18 protein-coding genes and 3 tRNA genes are annotated in these 21,417 nt (G+C 54.8%); 9 read left to right on the forward strand and 12 right to left on the reverse strand.

Annotation, left to right across the window (positions count from 1 at the left end; genetic code table 11):
• Nucleotides 1–169 precede the first annotated feature (169 nt).
• The 4 genes from dctP (at nt 170) to ACT3TR_RS12460 (ending at nt 5,026) form a co-directional block, all read left to right on the forward strand.
• Nucleotides 170–1,273 carry a TRAP transporter substrate-binding protein DctP gene (dctP, locus tag ACT3TR_RS12445; protein ID WP_444625079.1) on the forward strand — a complete coding sequence of 368 codons (1,104 nt, stop codon included), beginning with the start codon at nt 170–172 and terminating at the stop codon, nt 1,271–1,273.
• A 64-nt stretch (nt 1,274–1,337) separates the two neighbouring features.
• Complete coding sequence (locus tag ACT3TR_RS12450; RefSeq protein ID WP_096278090.1) at nt 1,338–1,841, forward strand: TRAP transporter small permease subunit; 504 nt, start codon at nt 1,338–1,340, stop codon at nt 1,839–1,841.
• Nucleotides 1,838–3,172, forward strand: coding sequence for a TRAP transporter large permease (locus ACT3TR_RS12455; RefSeq protein WP_192536081.1), 1,335 nt, complete (start codon nt 1,838–1,840; stop codon nt 3,170–3,172). Before ACT3TR_RS12450 ends, ACT3TR_RS12455 begins: the two co-directional genes overlap by 4 nt.
• Nucleotides 3,173–3,340: 168 nt before the next feature.
• Nucleotides 3,341–5,026 carry an ABC transporter permease gene (locus ACT3TR_RS12460; protein ID WP_444625078.1) on the forward strand — a complete coding sequence of 562 codons (1,686 nt, stop codon included), beginning with the start codon at nt 3,341–3,343 and terminating at the stop codon, nt 5,024–5,026.
• A 10-nt stretch (nt 5,027–5,036) separates the two neighbouring features.
• Here the strand turns inward: ACT3TR_RS12460 and ACT3TR_RS12465 are convergent, their stop codons facing one another.
• Nucleotides 5,037–6,140 carry an ABC transporter ATP-binding protein gene (locus tag ACT3TR_RS12465; RefSeq protein ID WP_444625077.1) on the reverse strand — a complete coding sequence of 368 codons (1,104 nt, stop codon included), beginning with the start codon at nt 6,138–6,140 and terminating at the stop codon, nt 5,037–5,039.
• A 225-nt stretch (nt 6,141–6,365) separates the two neighbouring features.
• On the opposite strand from ACT3TR_RS12465, the gene ACT3TR_RS12470 reads away from it, so the two are divergent.
• Nucleotides 6,366–7,391, forward strand: a complete 1,026-nt coding sequence (locus ACT3TR_RS12470) for a Fe(3+) ABC transporter substrate-binding protein (protein ID WP_192536078.1) — start codon at nt 6,366–6,368, stop codon at nt 7,389–7,391.
• An 82-nt stretch (nt 7,392–7,473) separates the two neighbouring features.
• Here ACT3TR_RS12470 and polA read toward each other — a convergent pair whose 3' ends face one another.
• Nucleotides 7,474–10,248: a DNA polymerase I gene (gene polA, locus ACT3TR_RS12475; RefSeq protein WP_444625076.1), complete on the reverse strand. Its 2,775-nt coding sequence runs from the start codon at nt 10,246–10,248 to the stop codon at nt 7,474–7,476.
• A 180-nt stretch (nt 10,249–10,428) separates the two neighbouring features.
• On the opposite strand from polA, the gene ACT3TR_RS12480 reads away from it, so the two are divergent.
• Nucleotides 10,429–11,388, forward strand: coding sequence for a homoserine kinase (locus ACT3TR_RS12480; protein ID WP_444625075.1), 960 nt, complete (start codon nt 10,429–10,431; stop codon nt 11,386–11,388).
• Nucleotides 11,385–13,313, forward strand: coding sequence for a biosynthetic arginine decarboxylase (gene speA, locus ACT3TR_RS12485; protein ID WP_441684149.1), 1,929 nt, complete (start codon nt 11,385–11,387; stop codon nt 13,311–13,313). The genes ACT3TR_RS12480 and speA overlap by 4 nt, the downstream gene beginning before the upstream one ends.
• Before the next feature lie 107 nt (nt 13,314–13,420).
• On the opposite strand, the gene ACT3TR_RS12490 is transcribed toward speA, so the two are convergent.
• Complete coding sequence (locus ACT3TR_RS12490; protein ID WP_444625074.1) at nt 13,421–14,086, reverse strand: fumarylacetoacetate hydrolase family protein; 666 nt, start codon at nt 14,084–14,086, stop codon at nt 13,421–13,423.
• A 124-nt stretch (nt 14,087–14,210) separates the two neighbouring features.
• Between ACT3TR_RS12490 and ACT3TR_RS12495 the strand changes: the two genes are divergently transcribed.
• Nucleotides 14,211–14,669 (forward strand): META domain-containing protein, encoded by a 459-nt coding sequence (locus tag ACT3TR_RS12495; RefSeq protein ID WP_444625073.1) that lies wholly within the window; start codon nt 14,211–14,213, stop codon nt 14,667–14,669.
• 98 nt (nt 14,670–14,767) lie between these two features.
• On the opposite strand, the gene ACT3TR_RS12500 is transcribed toward ACT3TR_RS12495, so the two are convergent.
• From ACT3TR_RS12500 to ACT3TR_RS12540, 9 genes are all read right to left on the reverse strand, one after another.
• Complete coding sequence (locus ACT3TR_RS12500; protein ID WP_444625072.1) at nt 14,768–15,001, reverse strand: hypothetical protein; 234 nt, start codon at nt 14,999–15,001, stop codon at nt 14,768–14,770.
• Nucleotides 15,002–15,046: 45 nt separating this feature from the next.
• Nucleotides 15,047–15,697, reverse strand: coding sequence for a glutathione S-transferase family protein (locus ACT3TR_RS12505; protein WP_441684146.1), 651 nt, complete (start codon nt 15,695–15,697; stop codon nt 15,047–15,049).
• 128 nt (nt 15,698–15,825) lie between these two features.
• Nucleotides 15,826–15,901, reverse strand: a tRNA-Thr gene (locus tag ACT3TR_RS12510).
• Nucleotides 15,902–15,973: 72 nt separating this feature from the next.
• A tRNA-Gln gene (locus ACT3TR_RS12515) sits at nt 15,974–16,048 on the reverse strand.
• A 6-nt stretch (nt 16,049–16,054) separates the two neighbouring features.
• Nucleotides 16,055–16,130 (reverse strand) — tRNA-Phe (locus ACT3TR_RS12520).
• 124 nt (nt 16,131–16,254) lie between these two features.
• Nucleotides 16,255–16,530, reverse strand: a complete 276-nt coding sequence (locus ACT3TR_RS12525; RefSeq protein WP_441684145.1) for an oxidative damage protection protein — start codon at nt 16,528–16,530, stop codon at nt 16,255–16,257.
• 59 nt (nt 16,531–16,589) lie between these two features.
• Nucleotides 16,590–17,672 (reverse strand): A/G-specific adenine glycosylase, encoded by a 1,083-nt coding sequence (mutY, locus tag ACT3TR_RS12530; RefSeq protein ID WP_441684144.1) that lies wholly within the window; start codon nt 17,670–17,672, stop codon nt 16,590–16,592.
• Nucleotides 17,673–17,766: 94 nt separating this feature from the next.
• The gene (locus ACT3TR_RS12535) at nt 17,767–20,100 is read right to left on the reverse strand and encodes an AsmA family protein (RefSeq protein ID WP_441684143.1); all 2,334 of its coding nucleotides are present in this window, start codon (nt 20,098–20,100) and stop codon (nt 17,767–17,769) included.
• On the reverse strand, nt 20,100–20,579 hold the full coding sequence (locus ACT3TR_RS12540) for an acetyl-CoA sensor PanZ family protein (RefSeq protein WP_441684142.1): 480 nt from the start codon (nt 20,577–20,579) through the stop codon (nt 20,100–20,102). Before ACT3TR_RS12540 ends, ACT3TR_RS12535 begins: the two co-directional genes overlap by 1 nt.
• A 241-nt stretch (nt 20,580–20,820) precedes the next feature.
• On the opposite strand from ACT3TR_RS12540, the gene hisB reads away from it, so the two are divergent.
• On the forward strand, nt 20,821–21,414 hold the full coding sequence (gene hisB / locus ACT3TR_RS12545; protein WP_441684141.1) for an imidazoleglycerol-phosphate dehydratase HisB: 594 nt from the start codon (nt 20,821–20,823) through the stop codon (nt 21,412–21,414).
• Nucleotides 21,415–21,417: the final 3 nt, after the last annotated feature.

Below are 21,417 nucleotides of genomic sequence, written 5' to 3' on the forward strand. Positions count from 1 at the left end.
AAACCTCTTAATTAACTGATATTGCATCGCAGCGGGGTGAGTGTGCTAGTTTAGCGTTGCAGCGCTAAAATCTTTTTGTTTACGTAAACGTAACCTTTGCTACGCTGCACTTTCCTGCATCCAGGTAACAAACACTAATAACGCCTTACGCCAAACCAGGAAATACATCATGAAAAAAACCACAAAATTTGCCTTCAGTGGCCTTGCCGCTGGTATCGCTTTCGCTGCTTTCACCACCACCGCCCAAGCACAAGAAGAGTGGACGATGACCTCGACCTGGCCGGAAAACCTTGATTTGATCAAGATTGACCAGCACTGGGCCGAGCTGGTCAATCAGTTGGCGGGTGACGAACTACAAATCAACTTCCGCGCGGGCGGTACATTAATGCCCGGCACCGAAGTATTTGATGCCACTGAAACAGGCAGCATTGAAGCGGCTGGCGACTGGCCGGGCTACTGGGCAGGCTTAAACCCCGCCTTCTCACCGCTAGCGACGACGACCAGCCTGTTTAATGGCGTTGATTACCTTAACTGGATTCAGCAATGGGGCGGCCGCGAGTTGTACGAAGAGATCTACGGCCAGTTCAACATGATCTATCTTCCCTACGGCATTACTAACAACGAATCTGGCTTTATGGGCCGCACGCCAATCGAAAGTATCGCTGACCTTGAAGGCAAGCGCCTGCGCCTATCGGGTCGCGATCAGGGTCGCGTGCTAGAAGAGCTGGGGGGGTCACAAGTCACGCTTGCCGGTGGCGAAGTGTATCAAGCCATTGAGCGTGGCGTCATTGATGCTGGCGAGTTCTCGACCCCGGGCGTTGATTTTAAGGCTGGCTTCGCAGAAGTCGCTGACTACTGGGCAACGCCAGGCTGGCACCAGTCCGCTAGCGTGTTTGGCGTAATGATCAATAAAGATGCCTGGGACGCGCTTTCAGAAGACACGCAAGAGAAACTGCGCATTGCTGCAGATGCCACCATGGCATGGTCACTTGCTTGGTCTGAGCGCCAGTCAACCGAAGCCACGCAGAAGTTTATTGATGCGGGCGTAACGATTAACCAGTTCTCTGAAGAAGACTTGGCACGCATTCAGGAAATTACCAACGACGTTATTCTACGCGGTGCTTGTGAGAATGCTGACCATGCCAAAGTGTATCAATCAATGATTGCTTATCTTGAGCACTACGCCACTTGGCGCGACGTATCGGCGCCCTTCAACATGAGCCGAGTGATGGACAATCTCCCGTCATTGGAAGAAATCGAAGCCTGCCTATAAGACGCTTATGCACCGCCTCGGTTTTGCTGAGGCGGTTTTTTTGTGCTGACTGCGGAGATCTTCCATGAATGCGATTGCCAAGGCGATCGATGCCATCAACGAGGCGTTTGGGCGCATCATCGCACCGCTGATTGCCATCATTACCCTCATCGTTCTTTACGATATTGCCTCACGCTTTCTGTTTGGTCGGCCCAGCGACTGGGCGTTTGACGTTACCAAGATGCTATTTGGCGCCCACTTTATGCTGATGGCAGCCTATGGGCTACGCCATCATGCACATGTTGAAGTCGACGTTTTAAAGCGTCTGCTGTCGCGTAAGAAGCAGGCAGCACTTGAAGTACTGGGCTATCTGATTTTCTTTGTGCCTTTTAGCTGGATGCTGATCACGCTGGGCTGGAGCTTCTTTGAACGCGCTTGGAGCCGCGGTGAAACCACGTATGGCATGATCTCAATTCCCGTCTATCCAATCAAAGGGGTGATTGTGGTGGCCGCCGTGCTCATTCTGCTGCAGGCGATTGCCATTGTGCTGCGTGCCATCATGCAACTTCGCGAGGAGACATCAGCATGAACTTAAGCCCTGAACTACTCACGCTGGTGATGTTTGGCGGCCTGCTGGTCGGGCTATTTATGGGCCATCCACTAGCGTTCGTGCTTGGTGGCGTGGCTGTTATTGGCGCTTTTTTGGGCCCTGGTGAACGCATACTTGGCACCCTAATCAACAATATCTTCGGTAACGCCATGGACAACTATGTGCTGGTGGCGATACCGCTGTTTATTTTGATGGCGAGGTTTTTAAACGACTCGGGCGTCACCGAGAAAATGTTTGACGCCATGCGTCTGCTGCTCGCAAACCTGCGCGGCGGCTTAGCGCTAACCGTGGTCATTGTGTCGGTTTTGCTCGCGGCGACCACCGGGATTGTTGGCGCCTCTATTGCAGTAATGGGCATGATCGCCTTGGTGCCCATGCTGAAGTATGGCTACAACAAAGAACTTAGCGCGGGCGTCATTATGGCCAGCGGCTGCTTAGGCATATTGATTCCGCCTAGCATCATGCTGATTTTGATGGCGAGCTACTCACCGGTCTCGGTGGGCGCACTGTTCGCGGGCGCGCTAATTCCCGGCTTGTTACTGGGGGTGATGTATGCACTTTACGTGCTGATCATCTGCTATTTCAAGCCGCACTATGGCCCTAAAGTACCGGCAGAAGAGCGCGCAGCAGTCAGCACAAAACAGCTGCTTATCATGTTGGCAAAGTACGTAGTGCCGCCGATGTCATTAATTCTCGGGGTGCTAGGCGCTCTCTTTACCGGCATTGCCACGGCTACCGAGGCGTCGGCAATCGGTGTATTTATCGCCTTCATTCTGTTTTTGATCTTCGGTGATCGCAAAATATCCACCTGCTTCTGGACCATGGTGGAAGCCGGCAAAACCACCACCATGGTGATGCTGGTGCTGGTGGGTGCCACGGCCTTTACGGGTGTGTTCTCCCGCGGTGGCGGCATGACAGTGATCAGCGATTTAGTCATGGCGATGCCTGGCGGCACCGTTGGCGCGCTCATTCTTATGCTGTTCCTGGTATTTATTTTGGGCATGTTCTTGGACTGGACTGGGATTGTGCTGCTGAGCTTCCCGATCATGCTACCCATTGTCGACGCAATGGGCGTGGATATGCTGTGGTTTGTGGTAATGGTGGCGGTCGTACTCCAGACCTCGTTCCTCACCCCGCCCTTTGGCTATGCGCTGTTCTATTTAAAAGGCGTCGCACCGCCCGGGGTCGAAATCGTCGATCTGTATAAAGCGGTTGTGCCCTTCGTCGCGCTGATCCTGTTGGCCTGTTTACTCATGTCATTCTTCCCTTGGCTGATTACCGGATTACCAAACATGATGCTGGGCTACTAGCCTTCCCGTTAACAAACGTGCATTTAAGAGCCCGCTTCGGCGGGCTTTTTTGCGTCAAGGGCAGGTGGTAACGCGCAGCCGCTAACGGCTAGTGCTACTATTCACAGCCGTCAGTGATTCGCATTAGGCGGTTACTGGACTAATACTGCTACTGCAAGGAGTGTGCGCTTGTTCAGATCCGGCTATCGCGGGCTATTCGCTTTTTCCTCTTCGCTTAGCCATCGCGCCACTCCTTGGTCGATAGCACTGATCGCCGTTGCCTTCGTCGTTGCGCTGCCAGTACTGGTAGTGTTTGCTCATATCGTGATGCCCACCGATGGCGTTTGGCAGCACTTAGCCAGCACCGTGCTAGGCCGCTATCTCAACAACACTTTTTGGCTGGTGGTGACGGTAGGCCTGGGCACGTTAATTATCGGCACAGGCACTGCATGGCTGGTGGTTATGTGCCGCTTCCCTGGCAAGCGCTGGTTTGAATGGGCGCTGCTGCTGCCTCTGGCCGTACCCACCTACGTCATTGCCTACGCCTATACCGATTTCCTGCAGTTTGCGGGCCCCTTACAAAGCATGCTGCGCGACATGTTTGGCTGGGTATATGGCGACTATTACTTTCCCAACGTGCGCTCGCTAGGCGGTGCGGCGACGGTGATTACGCTGGTGCTTTACCCTTACGTCTACCTGTTGGCGCGCGCCTCTTTCTTAGAGCAATCGGTATGCGTATTGGATGTGGGCCGCACACTAGGACGCGGCCCGTGGAAGCTGTTTGCGACCGTCGCGGTACCGTTAGCACGCCCGGCGCTAGTGGGCGGGGTATCACTGGTGCTAATGGAAACGCTGAATGAATTCGGGGCGGTCCAGTTTTTTGGTGTCGATACTTTTACCACCGGCATTTACCGCACCTGGTTTGGCATGGGCGAGCAGGTCGCCGCGGCTCAATTAGCGGCCTGCTTGCTGACGTTTGTGATTATTCTGGTGCTGCTGGAGCGCTGGTCGCGGGGCAAACGACGTTATTTTCATACCACCAATCGCTACCAGCAGCTGCCCGAATACGCGCTGCGCGGCTGGGGAGCCCTGGGAGCGACGCTGGCATGCCTGCTGCCCGTGCTGGTCGGCTTTTTACTGCCCAGCGGTATTTTGCTGAATTTAGCGTTAAACGGGGGGGATTCTCAGTGGGGCACACGCTTTATCGGCTACGCCTGGAATAGCTTGGGCCTGGCCACAGTGGCCGCGCTTATCGCCGTGGGCTTAGCCGTTGTGTTGAGCTATGGCGTGCGCATGCACGACACGGCGTTTGCACGCGTGGCGTCCAGAGTAGCCTCCATGGGCTACGCGATTCCTGGCTCCGTCATTGCCGTGGGTATTCTGATTCCCTTTACCTGGCTGGATAACGTCCTTAATACGTGGCTTCACAGCCACTACGGCTACATCATCGGCTTAGTGTTTAGCGGGTCGGCGTTTATCCTGCTATACGCCTACGTGGTGCGCTTTTTAGCCGTCTCTTTCAATGCGGTTGAGGCAAGCCTGGGCAAGGTCACGCCGAGTATGGATGCTGCCTCACGCACCCTTGGCCAAACGGCAGGCGGCACGCTGCGGCATATCCATACGCCAATGATGCGTAGCAGCCTGCTGGCGGCGGGTATTTTAGTCTTCGTGGATGTAATGAAGGAGCTGCCCGCGACGATTATTCTGCGCCCATTCAACTTTGATACGCTGGCAGTCAGGGCACATAATCTAGCATCCGACGAACGACTTGCCGAAGCCTCGACTTCGTCGCTGGCGATTGTGGTGGTGGGTATTCTGCCGGTTATCCTGCTCAGTATGGCCATGCGTCGCTCACGCCCTGGCGCTAAGCACTGATTGCAATGCTTTAAGCCTTGAGCGGGAAAACAAATACTTGAGAAAGATCGAGGTGAATGTCCACCGGCTGCCCCTCTGCGGGCAGAAACACCCCAGGTACTCTGGCGTGAAGATGCGCCTCACGGCCGCTATCATCATGCGCGCATAGGTGTAAGAGGCTCGTTCGCCCCAGCAGCTTCGACATCACCACATGGCTATGGCGGTGTGCTTCAACGGGAAGATTACGCTCAACAATGTGCAACGCCTCGGGGCGTATCATGATCTGCGCATCGCTGCCTTCAGCTAACCCATTGGCAGGCACCCGCCCTACCGGCGTGCTCACGAAGCCATTGTGCACTCTGCCCTTCAGCTCATTCACATCACCAAAAAAGGTCACCACAAACGGATCTTGAGGCGTGCAATAAAGCGCTTGCGGCGTCCCTGTCTGCACAATCTGACCATCGCGCATCAAGGCAATACGGTCTGCCATAAACATGGCTTCTTCGGGGTCATGGGTCACCAGCAGCGTGGCCGCGCCCACTTTTTTCAACACATGCAGCGTATCGTCGCGAATACGGTCTCTTAGCCGCGCATCTAAACTTGAAAATGGCTCATCCAATAGCATTAGGCGAGGCGATGGTGCCAGCGCCCTTGCTAGCGCTACCCGCTGCTGCTGCCCGCCGGAAAGCATGTGCGGATAGACATCAACATACTTCGCCATACCCAGCTGTTCGAGTAGCTGCGTGGCACGCTCACGGCGCTGTCGAGACGCCAAATGTTTCAGCCCAAAGGTCACGTTCTCCAGCACGCTGAGGTGTGGAAACAGCGCCGAGTCCTGAAACGCCAAGCCTACATTGCGCTTTTCCGGCGGCAGATGACGCTGGCCCGGCATAGCAATATAGGTATCGTCTAAAGTGACGCTGCCCTCTTGCAATACTTCAAGCCCCGCAGCAATACGTAGCAGCGTGGTTTTCCCGCATCCAGAAGGGCCTAAAAGGCATACCACTTCACCCGGCGCGACGCTCAGGTCAACGCCTTTCACAACCGTATGGCCATCATAAGCATGGCGCACATTGTGAAGGGTTAACGCTGTCGAGTGAGACGCTGCCTGGGTTACCTTCAGAGTTGCGGTCATAAATCATCACTTTGCAGGTGAGCACGTCGCGCCGATAAATGCCTAAACGCGGATTCAATACATTTGAAAGCTATTTGCATTCTATTTTTAATCACAACCAGATGCACGCTTCCGCCTTAATCAAGGCGTGACAGGCATTTCTCTTGACGGACGTTAGCTAAAAGCGCTTCAATGCAGCCCGACGCTAATGAAACTTATTATCATAAACATTTGGGATTCTTGGTGATGAAAAAAGTACGTCTAACGGCTTCTGTAGCCGCCATTATGGCTGGCTCTGCCTTTACGAGTAGCGCTCTTGCTGACGCGGTCAACATTTACTCCGCTCGTCATTACGATTCTGATGAAATTCTTTATAAGGCGTTCACTGATGAGACCGGCATTGACGTAAACGTGTTGGAAGGTGACTCCGATCAGCTGATGGAGCGTATGCAGCGCGAAGGCATTGCCAGCCCGGCTGACGTAATGCTGACGGTTGATGCCGGCCGCCTATGGCGCGCCGAGGAAGATGGACTTTTCCAAAGCGTTGATTCTGACGTGCTCAATGAGCGTATCCCAGCATCCATGCGTGATCCTGAAGGCTTATGGTTTGGTTTTAGTCAGCGTGCACGGGTGATTTTATACAACCGTGAAAACTTCGACCCCAGCCAGCTGGAAAGCTACGAAGACCTTGCCGACCCGCAGTTTGAAGGCCAAGTGTGCATCCGCTCTTCAAACAATATTTACAACCAGTCGCTGCTTGCCTCGATGATTGAACATCACGGCGCAGAAGGCGCGCAAGAGTGGGCGCAGGGCGTTGTGAATAATATGGCGCGTACGCCTGAAGGCGGCGATACCGACCAAATTCTAGGCGTGGCCAGCGGCGAATGTACCCTAGCCGTGGCTAACCACTATTACTATGTACGCCTGCTCCACTCCGATGACGAGGCAGAGCGCGATGCCGCCCGTAAAGTGGGGGTTATATTCCCTAATCAAAATGATCGCGGAGCGCACATTAACGTGGGCGGTGCGGGCCTAGTGGCCAATGCCCAGAATCCTGAAAATGGCATTCGCTTCTTAGAATTCCTCGCCTCTGATACTGCTCAGGAAGTGCTTGCCGAGCGGAACTATGAGTTCCCGGTCGTGGCTGGCGTTAAAAAAGACCCGGTGCTCGAATCATGGGGCGACTTCAAAAAAGACGACCTAAACATGAGCGTGCTGGGTGAAAACAACCCTGAAGCCATCCGCATCTTTGATCGCGTCGGCTGGCGTTAAACGCTAAACATTACGTTAATACCTAATACCCCCGCAGCCTAGGCTGCGGGGGTATTGCGTTTAACGTCACATGCGCATCAACTTAGTGTGCCTCATCCCAGTTAGCGCCGCTTGCGGCTTCTACAATCAGCGCCACTTTTAGCTTGGCTGCGCCCTGCATACGCGCTTGAACCTGCTCGATAAACGTATCAACCTGCTTCTCGGCCACTTCAAACACCAGCTCATCGTGCACCTGCATCACCATCAGCGCATCAAACTCGCCTTCCGCTAACCACGCATCCACATCAATCATGGCCTGCTTGATAATATCGGCGGCCGTGCCCTGCATCGGCGCATTAATCGCGGTGCGCTCAGCGCCTTGGCGGCGATTATGGTTCTGCGAATGAATCTCCGGCAGATACAGCCGTCGACCCAGTACAGTTTCAACAAAACCATCTTCAGCCGCCTGGGCGCGAATGCGCTCCATGTAACGGGCTACGCCCGGGTAGCGGTCAAAGTAGCGATCGATGTAGGTCTGAGCCTGGTTGCGATCAATATGCAGCTGGCGCGAAAGCCCCCAGGCGCTCATCCCATAGATCAGCCCAAAGTTTATCGCCTTGGCGCTGCGGCGCTGGTCACCGGACACTTTCTCAAGCGAGATACCGAACACTTCCGCCGCCGTGGCGGTGTGGATATCACGCCCTTCGGCAAATGCTTCTAGCAGCCCTTTATCTTCTGAAAGGTGCGCCATAATGCGCAGCTCAATTTGCGAATAGTCGGCGGCCACAATGCGATAGCCGGGCCGGGCAATGAACGCCTGGCGGATTTTGCGACCTTCTTCGGTACGAATAGGGATATTTTGTAAGTTGGGGTCTGACGATGACAGACGCCCGGTCGCGGTAACCGCCTGGTGATAGCTAGTATGTACTCGCCCGGTGGCTTTATTGAGCAGTCGTGGCAGTTTATCCGTGTAGGTGGATTTCAGCTTAGCAAGACCACGATGCTGCATGATGACTTTGGGCAGCGGAAAATCCAGCGCCAGCTCTTCTAGCACGCCTTCAGCAGTCGAAGGCGCACCTTTAGGCGTTTTCTTGAGTACCGGGATCTTCTGCTCTTCAAATAAAATCTGCCCCAGCTGTTTGGGCGACCCCAGGTTAAACTCACGCCCGGCAAGCTCAAATGCCTCGCGCTCTAACTCGCGAATACGCTGATCAAGCTGCTGGCTCTGTTCATGAAGGCGCTCGGCATCCACTGCCACACCGTTGCGCTCGATGCGTGAGAGCACTTTGATTAACGGCAGCTCGATATGATCGAGCACGTCTGCCAAGCGCCCTTCGCTCTCAACCTGAGGGCGCAACGCTTCTTGCAGCCGCAGAGTAATGTCCACATCTTCACAGGCGTAAGGCGCTGCCTGCTCTAAGGCAATCTGGTTAAAGGTCAGTTGCTTGGCACCTTTACCGGCAATTTCCTCAAAGGAAATGGTCTTTTCGCCTAAATACTTCAGCGCCAGCGAATCCATGTCATGGCGCGTGGCGATGGAGTTGAGCACATAGGAAGCCAGCATGGTGTCGGCAAACGGCCCCGCGACGGAAATAGCATAGTTAGCCAGCACGGAAATATCGTACTTAAGATTTTGGCCAATTTTGGTCTTACTAGGATCTTCTAACAGCGGCTTGAGAGCGGCCAGCACCGCCTTTCGATCAAGCTGTGCCGGGGCATCTAAATAGTCATGGGCAAGCGGAATGTAGGCCGTCTCACCCGCTTCCAGGGCTAGGCCAACGCCGACAATTTCTGCATCCATGTAGTTGAGACTGGTGGTTTCCAGATCAAAACAGAATCGCTCAGCTGTGTTTAGCCGCTCGAGCCAGCGTTCAAAATCCGCCTGCTCGAGAATAACCTGATCATCACGCGGAGCACTGGCACTGTGTGCGTCGCTCGCGGTCTCCTCAACGCTTGAGGGCGCTGGCTCACCGCCCTTAACGTCAGCGATGCCGGCGTCTTTGCCTTCCAGTAATTCGCTCAGCCACTGGCGAAATTCCATCTCTTTATACAGCGTCACCAGCGCTTCGCGGTCTGGGTGCGCTATATCCAAATCATCCAAGCCCACCGGCAGCTCGCAGTCGACTTTAATGGTCGCGAGCTGATAGGAGAGAAACGCCTGTTCACGGTGCTCTTCAAGCTTCTTAGGCAGCGTCTTCGCGCCCCGGAAAGGCAGCGTGGCTACCCGCTCTAAATCAGCGTAAATAGTATCCAAACCGCCGCCCATGCCTTGCAGTAAGCCAATAGCGGTTTTTTCACCCACGCCAGGCACACCGGGAATATTATCGACCTTGTCTCCCATCAGGGCGAGAAAGTCGATAATCAGCGCAGGCGGCAGGCCGAACTTCCCTTCCACGCCGGCCTCGTCTAGCGTTTCATCCTTCATGGTATTGACCAGCGTGATATGAGCATTGACCAGCTGCGCCATATCTTTATCGCCAGTCGAAATCACCGCATCGCGACCGGCCTGAGTAGCGTGATGCGCCAGCGTACCAATTACGTCATCGGCTTCGACGCCTTCAATGCACAGCAGCGGCAGCCCCAGGGCTTTCACGCAGGCGTGCAGCGGCGCGATTTGGCTGCGTAAATCGTCGGGCATAGGCGGACGATGGGCTTTGTAGTCGCTGTACATGTCATCGCGGAAGGTTTTTCCCGGGGCGTCGAACACCACCGCCATAGGGCTTTGCGGGTAATCTTTGATTAGCCGCTTGAGCATATTCAGCACGCCTTTTACCGCGCCGGTGGGCTGGCCCGTAGCGGTCGTGAGCGGCGGTAGCGCATGAAACGCACGGTAAAGATAAGAAGAGCCATCGACGAGAACGATTGGAGCGCGAGCCATAACCAAGTTCCATGTTTAAAAATGAAGTGTAAAAAAAGCAGTGCTAAAAAGCGTTACCCACATGATACGCGTTGCGTCAGCTGCCTGTAGAGGCAATCCTGCTATCTAATGACAACAACGCTGCCAACTGAGCTTTCAAGCCGCTACAATAACGGGCTTAGCAACCTGGGCGAGACTCTCATGGCTGTATTCACCCCGCTTAGCGACGCACAGGTCGCCGCGTTTTTAGACAAGTTTGATGTTGGTAGCTTCGTTTCCCTACAAGGAGTCGCAGGCGGCACCGAAAACTCGACATTTTTTGTGACCACCGACCGTCGCGAGCTCGTATTAACTCTGTTCGAGCAGGGTGAGCACGAAGAGCTGCCGTTCTTTGTAGAGCTGCTGGACTATTTAGAGGAACACCGTTTACCGGTCCCGGGCACGATTCATGACCGCGAAGGCATTGCCCTGCATAGCCTTGAAGGCAAGCCGGCACTGCTATTTCCGCGCCTGCCTGGCCGCCATCCTGAGGCGCCTAACCTAGCCCAATGCCACGCGTTGGGCGATACATTGGGTCGCCTGCACGTGGTGTCAAAGCACTTTCACGGTCATCGTCCGAACCCGCGCGACCTAACCTGGCTACAAGTCATGCACCACAAGGTGCTGAGCTATTTAAGCCCTGCGGATCAAACGTTGATGAAAAATGAAGTCGACGATTTTGAGAGCGCTTTTATCCAGTACGATGAGCTGCCTCAAGGCGCCCTGCACGGTGATCTATTTCGCGACAATACGCTCTTTGAGGGTGACCAACTTGGCGGTATTATCGACTTTTACAACGGTTGCACCGGCGACCTGCTGTTTGACCTAGCGATAGTCGTCAACGACTGGGCATCGAACGATGATGGCTCGCTGAATGCCGAACGCTACGACGCACTGTTGAGTGCCTACCAAGCACGTCGCCCGTTAACGTCTGACGAGCGTGCTCTGTGGCCAACGATGCTGCGTGTGACGGCGCTGCGCTACTGGCTATCTCGGCTGCTGGTGGTTTACGTTGATCCGCCAGCCCACGATTTGACGCCTCATGATCCCGAGCGATTCCGAACCATTTTAAATGCGCGCATTGCCCACGGTGCGCTGCCGCTGCCTGAGGTTTCTGCATGAGTGTAATGGCCACGACTAGCCCTGCGCTGCGCGCTCGGCGCACCTGGAATATCGATCAATGGGGCAGCGGCTATTTTGATGTCGACGACGCTGGCCAAGCCCTCGTTCGACCGCTGGGTAGCGATGCAGAAGGCCCCGCCCTGCCACTGAGCGGACTGGTTCGCCAACTGCAAAGTGCCGGGCTGCGTCTGCCGGTGCTGGTGCGCTTTAGCGATATTCTTCACGATCGCGTTGAGCAGCTTTGCGGCGCGTTTGATTCTGCAATGAGTGATTGCGAGTACCGGGGCGGCTATACCGCGGTTTATCCTATTAAAGTAAATCAGCAGCGTCGTGTGGTCGAAGAAATTTTAGCCACCGCCGAGCGCGGCAATGGTCGCGTGGGGCTGGAAGCAGGCAGTAAGCCAGAGCTTCTAGCCGTACTGGCGCTTTCCGACGGTGGCTCCTCGCTGATTGTCTGCAACGGCTACAAAGATCGCGAATATGTGCGTCTAGCGCTGCTGGGAGAAAAGCTTGGCCATAAGGTTTATCTCGTGGTCGAAAAGCTTTCTGAGCTGCAGCTGATTTTAGAAGAGGCACGTGAGCTGGAGGTGACGCCACGTATCGGGCTGCGCGCACGCCTAGCCTCCGTTGGCAAAGGCAAATGGCAGAACACCGGCGGTGAAAAGTCAAAATTTGGACTGACCGCCAGCCAGATTCTTGAAGTCGTAGACACTTTACGCCATCAGGATGCGCTGGAAAGTTTGCAGCTAGTGCACTTTCACCTGGGCTCTCAGATCGCCAACATTCGTGATATTCAACGCGGATTGCGCGAGTGCGCGCGCTTCTACCAAAACCTGATGGAGCTAGGTGCGCCCATCGACACCGTGGACGTCGGTGGCGGTTTAGGCATCGACTACGAAGGCACGCGCTCGCGCAGCTTCTGCTCGGCCAACTACTCGATGCGCGAATACGCGCGCAACGTGGTGAGCGCCTTTGCTCAGCTTTGCCAAGAGTCGGGGCTGCCACAGCCTCATCTGATCAGTGAATCCGGCCGTGCGCTAACCGCCCACCACGCGGTGCTTATCACCAATGTCATTGGTGAAGAGCGTATCGACGACACGCCACCGCAGCGACATGCCTCAGAGGAAAGCCAAGAAGATCCTCAAGTAGAGCTACTGTGGCGGGTGTTTGAGCAGTTAGCGACCACTCAAGAGCCGCGCATGCTGGTCGAAGCATGGCATGACCTGCTGCAAGCCGTGAGTGAACTGCAGGACCGCTTTGTGATGGGGCTAAGCAATATAACCGCTCGCGCAGAAGGCGAACGCGTTTACATGGCGGCCTGTGCGCGGCTGCGTACCCAGCTTGATACCCGCAATCGCGCCCATCGCGAAATCATGGATGAGCTAGCGGAAAAGCTCGCCGACAAGCTGTTCGTTAACTTCTCGCTTTTCCAGTCAGTACCTGATGTTTGGGGCATTGAGCAAATTTTCCCGGTGCTCCCCCTCAGCGGGCTGGACCAAGCGCCCACTCGCCGAGCCGTCATTCAAGATATCACCTGCGATTCCGACGGCCGCATCGACAGCTACGTTGATGGCCAGGGGGTAGAAAGCACCCTGCCACTGCCAGAGTGGACATCGGATGACGAGCGCTGGCTTGGCTTCTTCTTGGTGGGTGCCTACCAGGAAATCCTCGGCGATCTGCATAACCTGTTTGGCGACACAGACTCTGTCGATGCCGCGCTCAATGCAGACGGCGAATGGACACTGTCGAACCCGCAGGCAGGTGACTCGGTCGCAGACGTGCTGGCGTACGTAAACTTCAATGCCAATGTGCTCAAGCAAAAGCTAACCGACCAGCTCGCAGCCAGCGGCTTTTCTGCCGATGAGCAGGCGCGCTTTGCGGCGAGCTTGAGCGAAGGCCTTGAGGGATACACCTATCTTGAATAGCGCGGTGTGTAAATAAGCGGTTTACACCGTTCCCAACGAGCAACGCCACCCTAATCCAGGGTGGCGTTGCTCGTTGGGCCTAGCTGTAGCGCCTATTCAACCACTGATTACTCAACGACGCTGGTTTCGATTTCCAAACCACCGGTCAACGTAAAGCGCAGCGATGAACCACGCACCAGTTCACCCACGCCTGACGGCGTACCGGTCAAAATGACATCGCCTGGCTCTAGGGTAAAGTGGCGGCTCATTTCTGCTACCAGCGTGGGAACGGCGAAAATCATATCGGCGCCTTCACCGTGCTGGCGTTCTTTCCCGTCAATTTCAAGCGTAAATTGCAGCGCGTTCCAGTTGGGAACGCGGCTTAGCGGCAAAAAAGGCGAAAGCGGGCAAGCGCCATCGAAGGCCTTGGCAATTTCCCAGGGGTGCCCCTTCTCTTTAAGCTTTGCCTGAACATCACGCAGCGTCAGGTCCATCGCTAAACCAATTCCCACGATGGCACGCTCGGCTTCATCTTGAGTAGCATGAGTTAACGTCTCGCCTACCAGCAGCGCAAGCTCTGCTTCATAATGGACGTCGCCACGTGAAAAAGGCGGATCTAGCGGCTTGGTTAAATCCACCACGCTGGTCGACGGCTTAATAAACAGCAGAGGCTCAGTGGGAATAGGATTATCTAATTCTTTCGCGTGTTCGGCATAATTACGGCCGATGCAGATGACTTTGCCCAGCGCGTGGGGAAATTCCTGACCATCTGTAAACTGTAGAACAAAACTCATGGCGGGTATTCTCCTTCTCATTATGCGTGTCGCTTTCGCAACGACAGGCGCAACAGTCTACCCCACCTATGAACAGGTTCCACCGATTTTAGCCCTGATTTTTCATCTATTAAGGAATGACACTTTGAAACGACTACTCGCTTTTCCTATTTTTATCAGCGCTCTATTGATCACCGCTGGCTGCACTACGGCCTCAATGGACAATGCAAAGACCACCGAGCGCCCTAATGAATCGCTCATCAATACCTACTGGAAACTTGTGACGCTTGATGACGAACCGATCATCACTCAAGAGAATTCTCGTGAAGCCCACTTTGTTCTTCATCAAGAAGCCTCGCGCCTAGCCGGTGCTACCGGCTGCAACTCACTGATGGGCAGCTACCTTGTCAAAGATGAGCGCATCGAATTCAACCAAATGGGCACCACTAGGATGGCCTGTCCACAGCCCCAGATGGAAACCGAGCAAGGCTTTTTAGCGGCGCTTGAACAAGCCGCGCAATGGCGCGTAGACGGCGATACGCTAGTGCTTTCCGACGACCAAGACGAGCCGCTGGCTCACTTTCAGGCGGTGCACCTTTATTAGCGTTTGTATGGCTTAGCTTCACACAGATTTTAAAAGGCATGCTCAAGTCAGACCACTGCCCGATGCTACGCATTAGGCAGTGGCATTTGTACGCGAATTTAGGGAATGATTAGCTCCTCTCGAAGCTGCGTAAATAGATCAAGAAACGCCGCACGCGTTTCACGGAAATGATCAAACCCATAGTCGCGTAATTTCATCGTATCGTTGACGCATTCCTGATCGCGACCAAGGTCCGCATCCGTATGCCACCAAGATGCCAGCTTGCTGACATCAGGCTTCACCAGCGCATTTTCCTGAGCGATCTCACGCCACACCCGACGAGCTGCGCGCACCGAAGGTAAGCGCTTTTTTTGACTATCTTTTTGCGTCGATCAGACCTAAACCGCCCTGGGATTGAAACGCCTAGCATCGTCACACAGTCGTTGAAAGGCGGGCCTTAATGCTAGGCGCTTGAACCATTCAGACAGTGCCGGCCAACGAGCGGTGTCAAGCTCAAGATCGGCCAGCACAAAGCTGCTCATATGCGCCCCAAGAGCAATATCGGCATAGCTAAACGCAGAGCCCATTAGCCACTTGCCGCTCAGCGTTTTCAAACGCTCTTCTAGATGATCAAACACAGGAGGAATCTGTTCGCGCACCGCCTTTTGCACGACCGACTCATCCGCCGGAGTATCAAAACGTACAGGCTTAACCAAACGCTCAATAAGCGGAGCCAGCAACACCGGCGCTAGGTCCTCATCAGCATATTTATCCCACTGCACGGCACGCGCGACACTTTCAGGGTTAGCGATATCCAACAGTTCAGAAGGATAGCGGCCCAAGAGATAGCGGCAAATGGCTGAAGAGTCTGAGATGCCGAAATCACCATCTTGAAACGCCGGAATACGACCAAGCGGGCTCAGCGCTCTAAAATCAGCCGAAGAGTCACCCGGCACCAGCAGATGCTGCTCAAACTCAAGCTCCAGTTCATATAGGGTAAACAACACTTTGCGCACAAAGGGTGAGAGTGGCACGCCGTAGAGGATCATGGTGTTTCTCCAGTGTGATGAAATAGCCTGCAGCGTAACCAAATATTTTATCGACGCATACGAAAAAGCCGCCCTTTCGGACGGCTTAATCTAATTCTCTGACGCTTTGCTTTTAACCACTCGTTAAGTGGTGCCGACACCAGGAGTCGAACCCGGGACCTACTGATTACAAGTCAGTTGCTCTACCAACTGAGCTATGTCGGCGCTTCACGTTTTCTTGAGAAAATGATTGTTTTGCTGCTAAGCTCTGCAATCAACAAGAAATTTTGTTGGCAATGGCTGGGGTACCAGGATTCGAACCTGGGAATACCGCTACCAAAAAGCGGTGCCTTACCACTTGGCGATACCCCAACTGCGTGGTGGCCAGAGACGGAATCGAACCGCCGACACGGGGATTTTCAATCCCCTGCTCTACCGACTGAGCTATCTGGCCGCTGCCAACGGTGCGTATTAAACTAAAAACACCGCTTTTCGTCAACACCTTTGTGAAACTTTCTTTCGATACCGATGCTTATGGGTATTTTGCGCCACTGCTTTTATTAGAACAGCGGCAACGCTTATGCCTGTGTCGGCGGCACATACCCTTCTGCTTGGTCAGTTTCCTGATTATCTAGGTAGCGCTGCATCTGATCCATAAGATAGGCCCGCGACTCCGGATCGAGCATATTGAGATGCTTCTCGTTGATCAGGCGAGTTTGCAGCGCCTGCCAGGCTTCCCAGGCGGGCTTGGAGACCGTTGCCTGAATCTCCTGGCCTTGTTTACCCGGCAAGGGTGGAAATGGCAACGCCTCTAACTCTGTCTGGTACTTGCGGCAAAAAACGGTATTACTCATAGCATGCTCCTGGTTATGCGATGTTATTCAGTGTCCTCTCCCATACCGCCAAGCATGGCCTACGACTGGGTGAGAGTAAAAGGTGTTAGCTGACTCAGCAACGCTTTGACCGGCGCCGCCAGCCCCAGCGCAGGCGGATCGTTGATGTCGTACCATACGCCGCTTTCACGAATACCGCCCAGCCTATCGCAGGTCACCGGCTGCGGGGTAATCTCTAAACGAAAATGGCTAAACGTATGATAAAAACTTGGCGATGTACTGCCACGCGCAGGATTGACCGCGTGATCCTCTAGCCAGTCGTTAAGTTCGCCATGCTTATCAAACTGCGGCAAGCTCCATAGCCCGCCCCACAGGCCACTTGGCGGTCGTTTTTCTAGCCATACCCGGCCCTGTGAGTCGCTCAGCATCAGCATAATGGTCTGCCGTGTGGGCAGCGCTTTTTTCGGCTTTGATTCAGGATAGCGCTGTGGCTCGCCCTGGGCATAGGCCAAACAAACGTCATCAAACGGGCAGCTTAAACAGTCAGGCTTGCTGCGTTTACACAGCGTCGCACCAAAATCCATGACCGCCTGGGTGTAATCGGCTAAGCGCGTGCTGGGCGTGTAATACTCGGCCAGCGCCCAAAGCTTTTGCTCCACCGCCGGCTTGCCCGGCCAGCCGGGCAGCGCATGCAGACGAGTAAGCGAGCGTTTGACATTACCATCTAAGATCGCCGCCCGCCGCCCTGTGCTTTGCGCAACGATGGCACCCGCGGTAGAGCGACCAATACCGGGCAGCGCCGTTAGGGCATCGACACTTTCGCTAGGTAGTTCTGCGCCGTGCTGCGCCACCGTGAGTTGAGCGGCCTTGTGCAAGTTACGCGCGCGGGCGTAATAACCTAGCCCGGTCCATAAGTGCAGCACCTCATCTTGCGGCGCGCTGGCAAGCGCCTCCAAGGTCGGAAAGCGCGCCATAAAGCGCTCAAAGTACGGAATGACGGTCGCAACCTGTGTTTGCTGCAGCATGATTTCCGACACCCATACGCGATACGCACTGCGCGGTGACTGCCAGGGCAAGTCGTGGCGACCATGTTGATCGAACCAAGCTAATAGCCGACGTTGGAATTTAGCAGCCGTCAGCCGCGGTGCGGGCATATCTGCCATGCACGTTCCTCACACAGAAGTATGTAAACGACCCACGATACTCATAAAAAAGCGCCAGCATTTAGGCCGGCGCAGAATGAACGTGCATCATTGCTTAGTTAAATAAATTACGCAGCCCCTCGCGAAGCTTCTGGCCGGCTCCTTCGCCAAGGCGCTCGTCTAGCTGATCCAAAGAATCGCCCAGGCGCTCTTCAAGCTCTTCGTCCACACGATCACCGGCTTCGTTACGCAGCAGATCGACAACGGCCGTCTGGAATGCCGCCCGGTCGAAGCGGCACCACTCGCTGCGCTCATCGCTCAGGTTGCCCTCGCAGCGCATGGGTAGCGGCAATTGTGCCAGACGCGGATTAACGTTGCAGGCCGCGTCAGCCGTGTCGACCAAGCGTGCGTTGGCGTGCGTATCAAAAGCCATGCTGCTGAGATTAAGCTCACCGTCGCCCTGAACATTGATACCCGGCAAGGTGATGAGCAGGTCATCGCTTTCCACCAGTCCATTGCTAATTTGGAAGGTGCCATCGAACTGCTCGAAGCGGGTATCATCCTGCCAGTCGCGAACGGTGTCCTCACCTTCTAGCTGAGCGACCAGCTCACACATTTGCTGTGAAATATTGGTCTCTAAGATCGCCCCGTCCTTTAGGTGCGCAGTGAGCTCGCCATTCAGATTGCTCGTCAGCGCTTCCCGAGTGTTGCCAAGGCTGGTGAGTTCGCCAGACAAATCAAAACGACCGCGTAGTGGTGACGTTTCTTCACTCATCGCCTCAATTAACGGCGCTACTTGCACGTTGCTAATCGTTGGCGAGAATGCCCATTCAAGCACAGATTCAGAGGCATCCACCTGGCCGGTAGCGCTGAGCTTACCTTCATAGAAGCCGGATTCAAACGCCGTTAAGCGGTGAACGCCATCATCTCCGCGCAGCTGCAAACTAGGCTTATTGAACGTCAGCCCAGCGAAAATCAGGGTATCCATACTCAGATCGCCTTCTAGCGCTAACCCTTCAAGCACGGATTGCGGGAGTAGCGAATCACTGCTTTGGGCAAAAGCACTGCGTAGCAAACCGCGGCTGGCATGCTCAACCGTGGCCTCACCGGGCAAGTAGCGGTCAAGCGACAGCTGATCACCTGCCAAATCAAACGCCAGACGTGAGCCGTCTAACGCCGCCGACAGCTCTCCAGTAAAGGTGCTGTCGTCGATGACTAGTGACAATCTGGGCAGTGAGAACTGTTCGGCGTCGCCTTCAATAGGGCTGGTCATTGCCACATCACTGAGTGCGGCTTCGCCCGCGGTGGTGAGAGTAATACCCGCGCGTGCTAGCCAGGGGCGCAGCGTGAAAGGCGCTGCGGTTAGCTGCCCACGGTAGTTCGGCGCGTCAAGCATCTGTTCAATATTAAGATGGCCGCTCACTCGTAGCCCATCTGGGCCTGTGAGCTGAAGATCTTTAAGCTGAGCGGTCTGCGCTTGCCAGTCGCCTTCTAAACCAAAAGCAAGCGCCAGCGCCAGACTGCCCTGCCAACTGTCTGCATTGCGCAAACCCGCTTCCAGTAGCCCTTCTTTAATCGACAGCTGCTGTTCACCCATGCGCGCCACCATTTCGGCGACTTTCAAACTAAGCTGCTGCGGCTCGCTGTCAGTTTTTGTGCTAGTACGCGTCGTTAATGACATGTTTTCGAGTACAAAAAGCTCTTCCTCTAAACCAAGCCGCATGCGCGTTTCAAGATTGATGTCACTGGTAATATCCGGAGCGCGCTCCAATACCTCGGTATCCAGGCGGTTGTGCTTAGTCAAGGTAAACATGGCTTTCAGTGGGAAAGCACGCACCGGATTAACGTTGCTACCCGAGATGTTCAGTTGTTGCAGCCGCCACAGCGCCTGGGTTTGCTCATCGCGAAAACGTATATCGGCATTTTTTACTTCCACGCTCGCAATGTTTAGCACTACCGCCAAGCTACCGGCGTCGGCATTAGGGCCCGCACTGGCAGGCGCCAACACTGTTTCAGCGGTACCGTTTGTCTGTTCAGACAGGCGCTCGACCAACGGTTCCCAATTGCCTTCGCCTTCAGCATCACGCTCTAAGTTGAGTCGCATGCCGTCCAATGTCAGCCCATCAACGGCAATCTCGCCGCGTAGCAACGGGGCAAAGGCAACGCTCACTTCAGCGCGGTTAATCGCAGCAAACGCGGCACTGTCTTGATCTTGCTCAGGCAGCCACGCGCGCGCCTGCTCTACGCTGACCCCAATACGCGGATAGAACGACCAGTTGATCGGGCCTTCCAACACCAAGTTCAGTCCCGTTTGCTCTTTTACAACGGCGGTTAAGCGTGGTTTGAAGTCTTCTGGATCTAAAAAGGTGGTCACGTAGACCACCGCAGCGACCGCCACGATGGCAAGAATACCGACGGCCGCTAGCAAAATACGTAATAACTGTTTCATTACCCTTTCCCTTGTGGGTCTAACTCAACAAAATCGCTGGTGGCGGGCATCCCCGCCGGAGTCATTGGGTTGGCCATGGGCCGATAACCTAACTTGGAAAGCAGCACACGGTCAGCCAGTGGCAGTGAAGAGGTTTCAATACGCAATACGCGCCCTTCTTGCTTGGCTTGCTCACCCAGCAGTGCCATTAAACGCGAACCAACCCCACGGCGGCGAGTGGTGGTACGCACGCATAGCTCAGAGAGCCACCAAGCGCGGTCGGCGCCCTCCTGTACCGCGACGGCTCCCAGCAGCCGATCATTAAAAAGCGCGCAGGCAAAAAAGTGCCGGCCGTTAAAATGCGCATCGATAAACGGCTCAACCGTTGGAGTAGGCATGCGCTCTTGAGGCGCGTCCTGGTAAATGCGCACTAGATCAAGGCGCACCTGTTCATCGGCTTCCCAACGGGCCTGGTCGACGTGGTGCAGTGTCACCGGCATGATGAAATCCTCTTCGCCAAAGCAGTCTTGCTGCTATTTTTCTATCATTGATAACGGCTACATTGCGCGCATTGTAGCGGATGAGGGCGTCGATTCACTATAATGGTCGCTTCGCCAGAGGTCATGCCCTGATCAAACGGTGGTAAGTTGATGCAAAACCACCGACCATTCCTTAGGATCACCCCTTAGGATCGTTCCTCAGGGCTCCCCTCAGAGTGCGCTTTAGCCTAGGAGATGCAACATGTCAGCGCGTATTGCCACGGTTAGCCGTGACACCAACGAAACGCAGATCAAGGTCAGCGTAAACCTCGACGGTGAAGGCCGTCTTAGCTGCCAAACCGGCGTTCCGTTTCTGGATCATATGCTTGATCAAGTTGCCCGCCACGGGATGATCGATCTTGACATCAATGCCACCGGCGACCTACATATTGACGAACACCATACCGTAGAAGACCTGGGTATTACGCTAGGCCAAGCTTTCTTTGAAGCCATTGGCGATAAGCGCGGCATCTACCGTTACGGACATGCCTATGTGCCTCTAGATGAAGCGCTTTCGCGCGTGGTGATCGATTTTTCCGGACGCCCCGGCCTCTTTATGAACGTTGAGTTTACGCGCGACACGATTGGCAGCTTGGACACTCAACTGTTCTGGGAGTTTTTCCAAGGCTTCGTCAATCATGCCCGCGTGACACTGCATATCGACAACATTAAAGGCTTTAATGCTCACCATCAGGCTGAAACGATTTTCAAAGCCTTCGGACGTGCGCTACGAATGGCGGTAGCAGAAGACCCTCGCATGGCCGGTCAGATGCCCTCAACCAAAGGGAGCCTGTAATGC

It is taken from the genome of Halomonas sp. AOP12-B1-6, from assembly GCF_052379225.1.
Classification (GTDB): domain Bacteria; phylum Pseudomonadota; class Gammaproteobacteria; order Pseudomonadales; family Halomonadaceae; genus Vreelandella; species Vreelandella casei.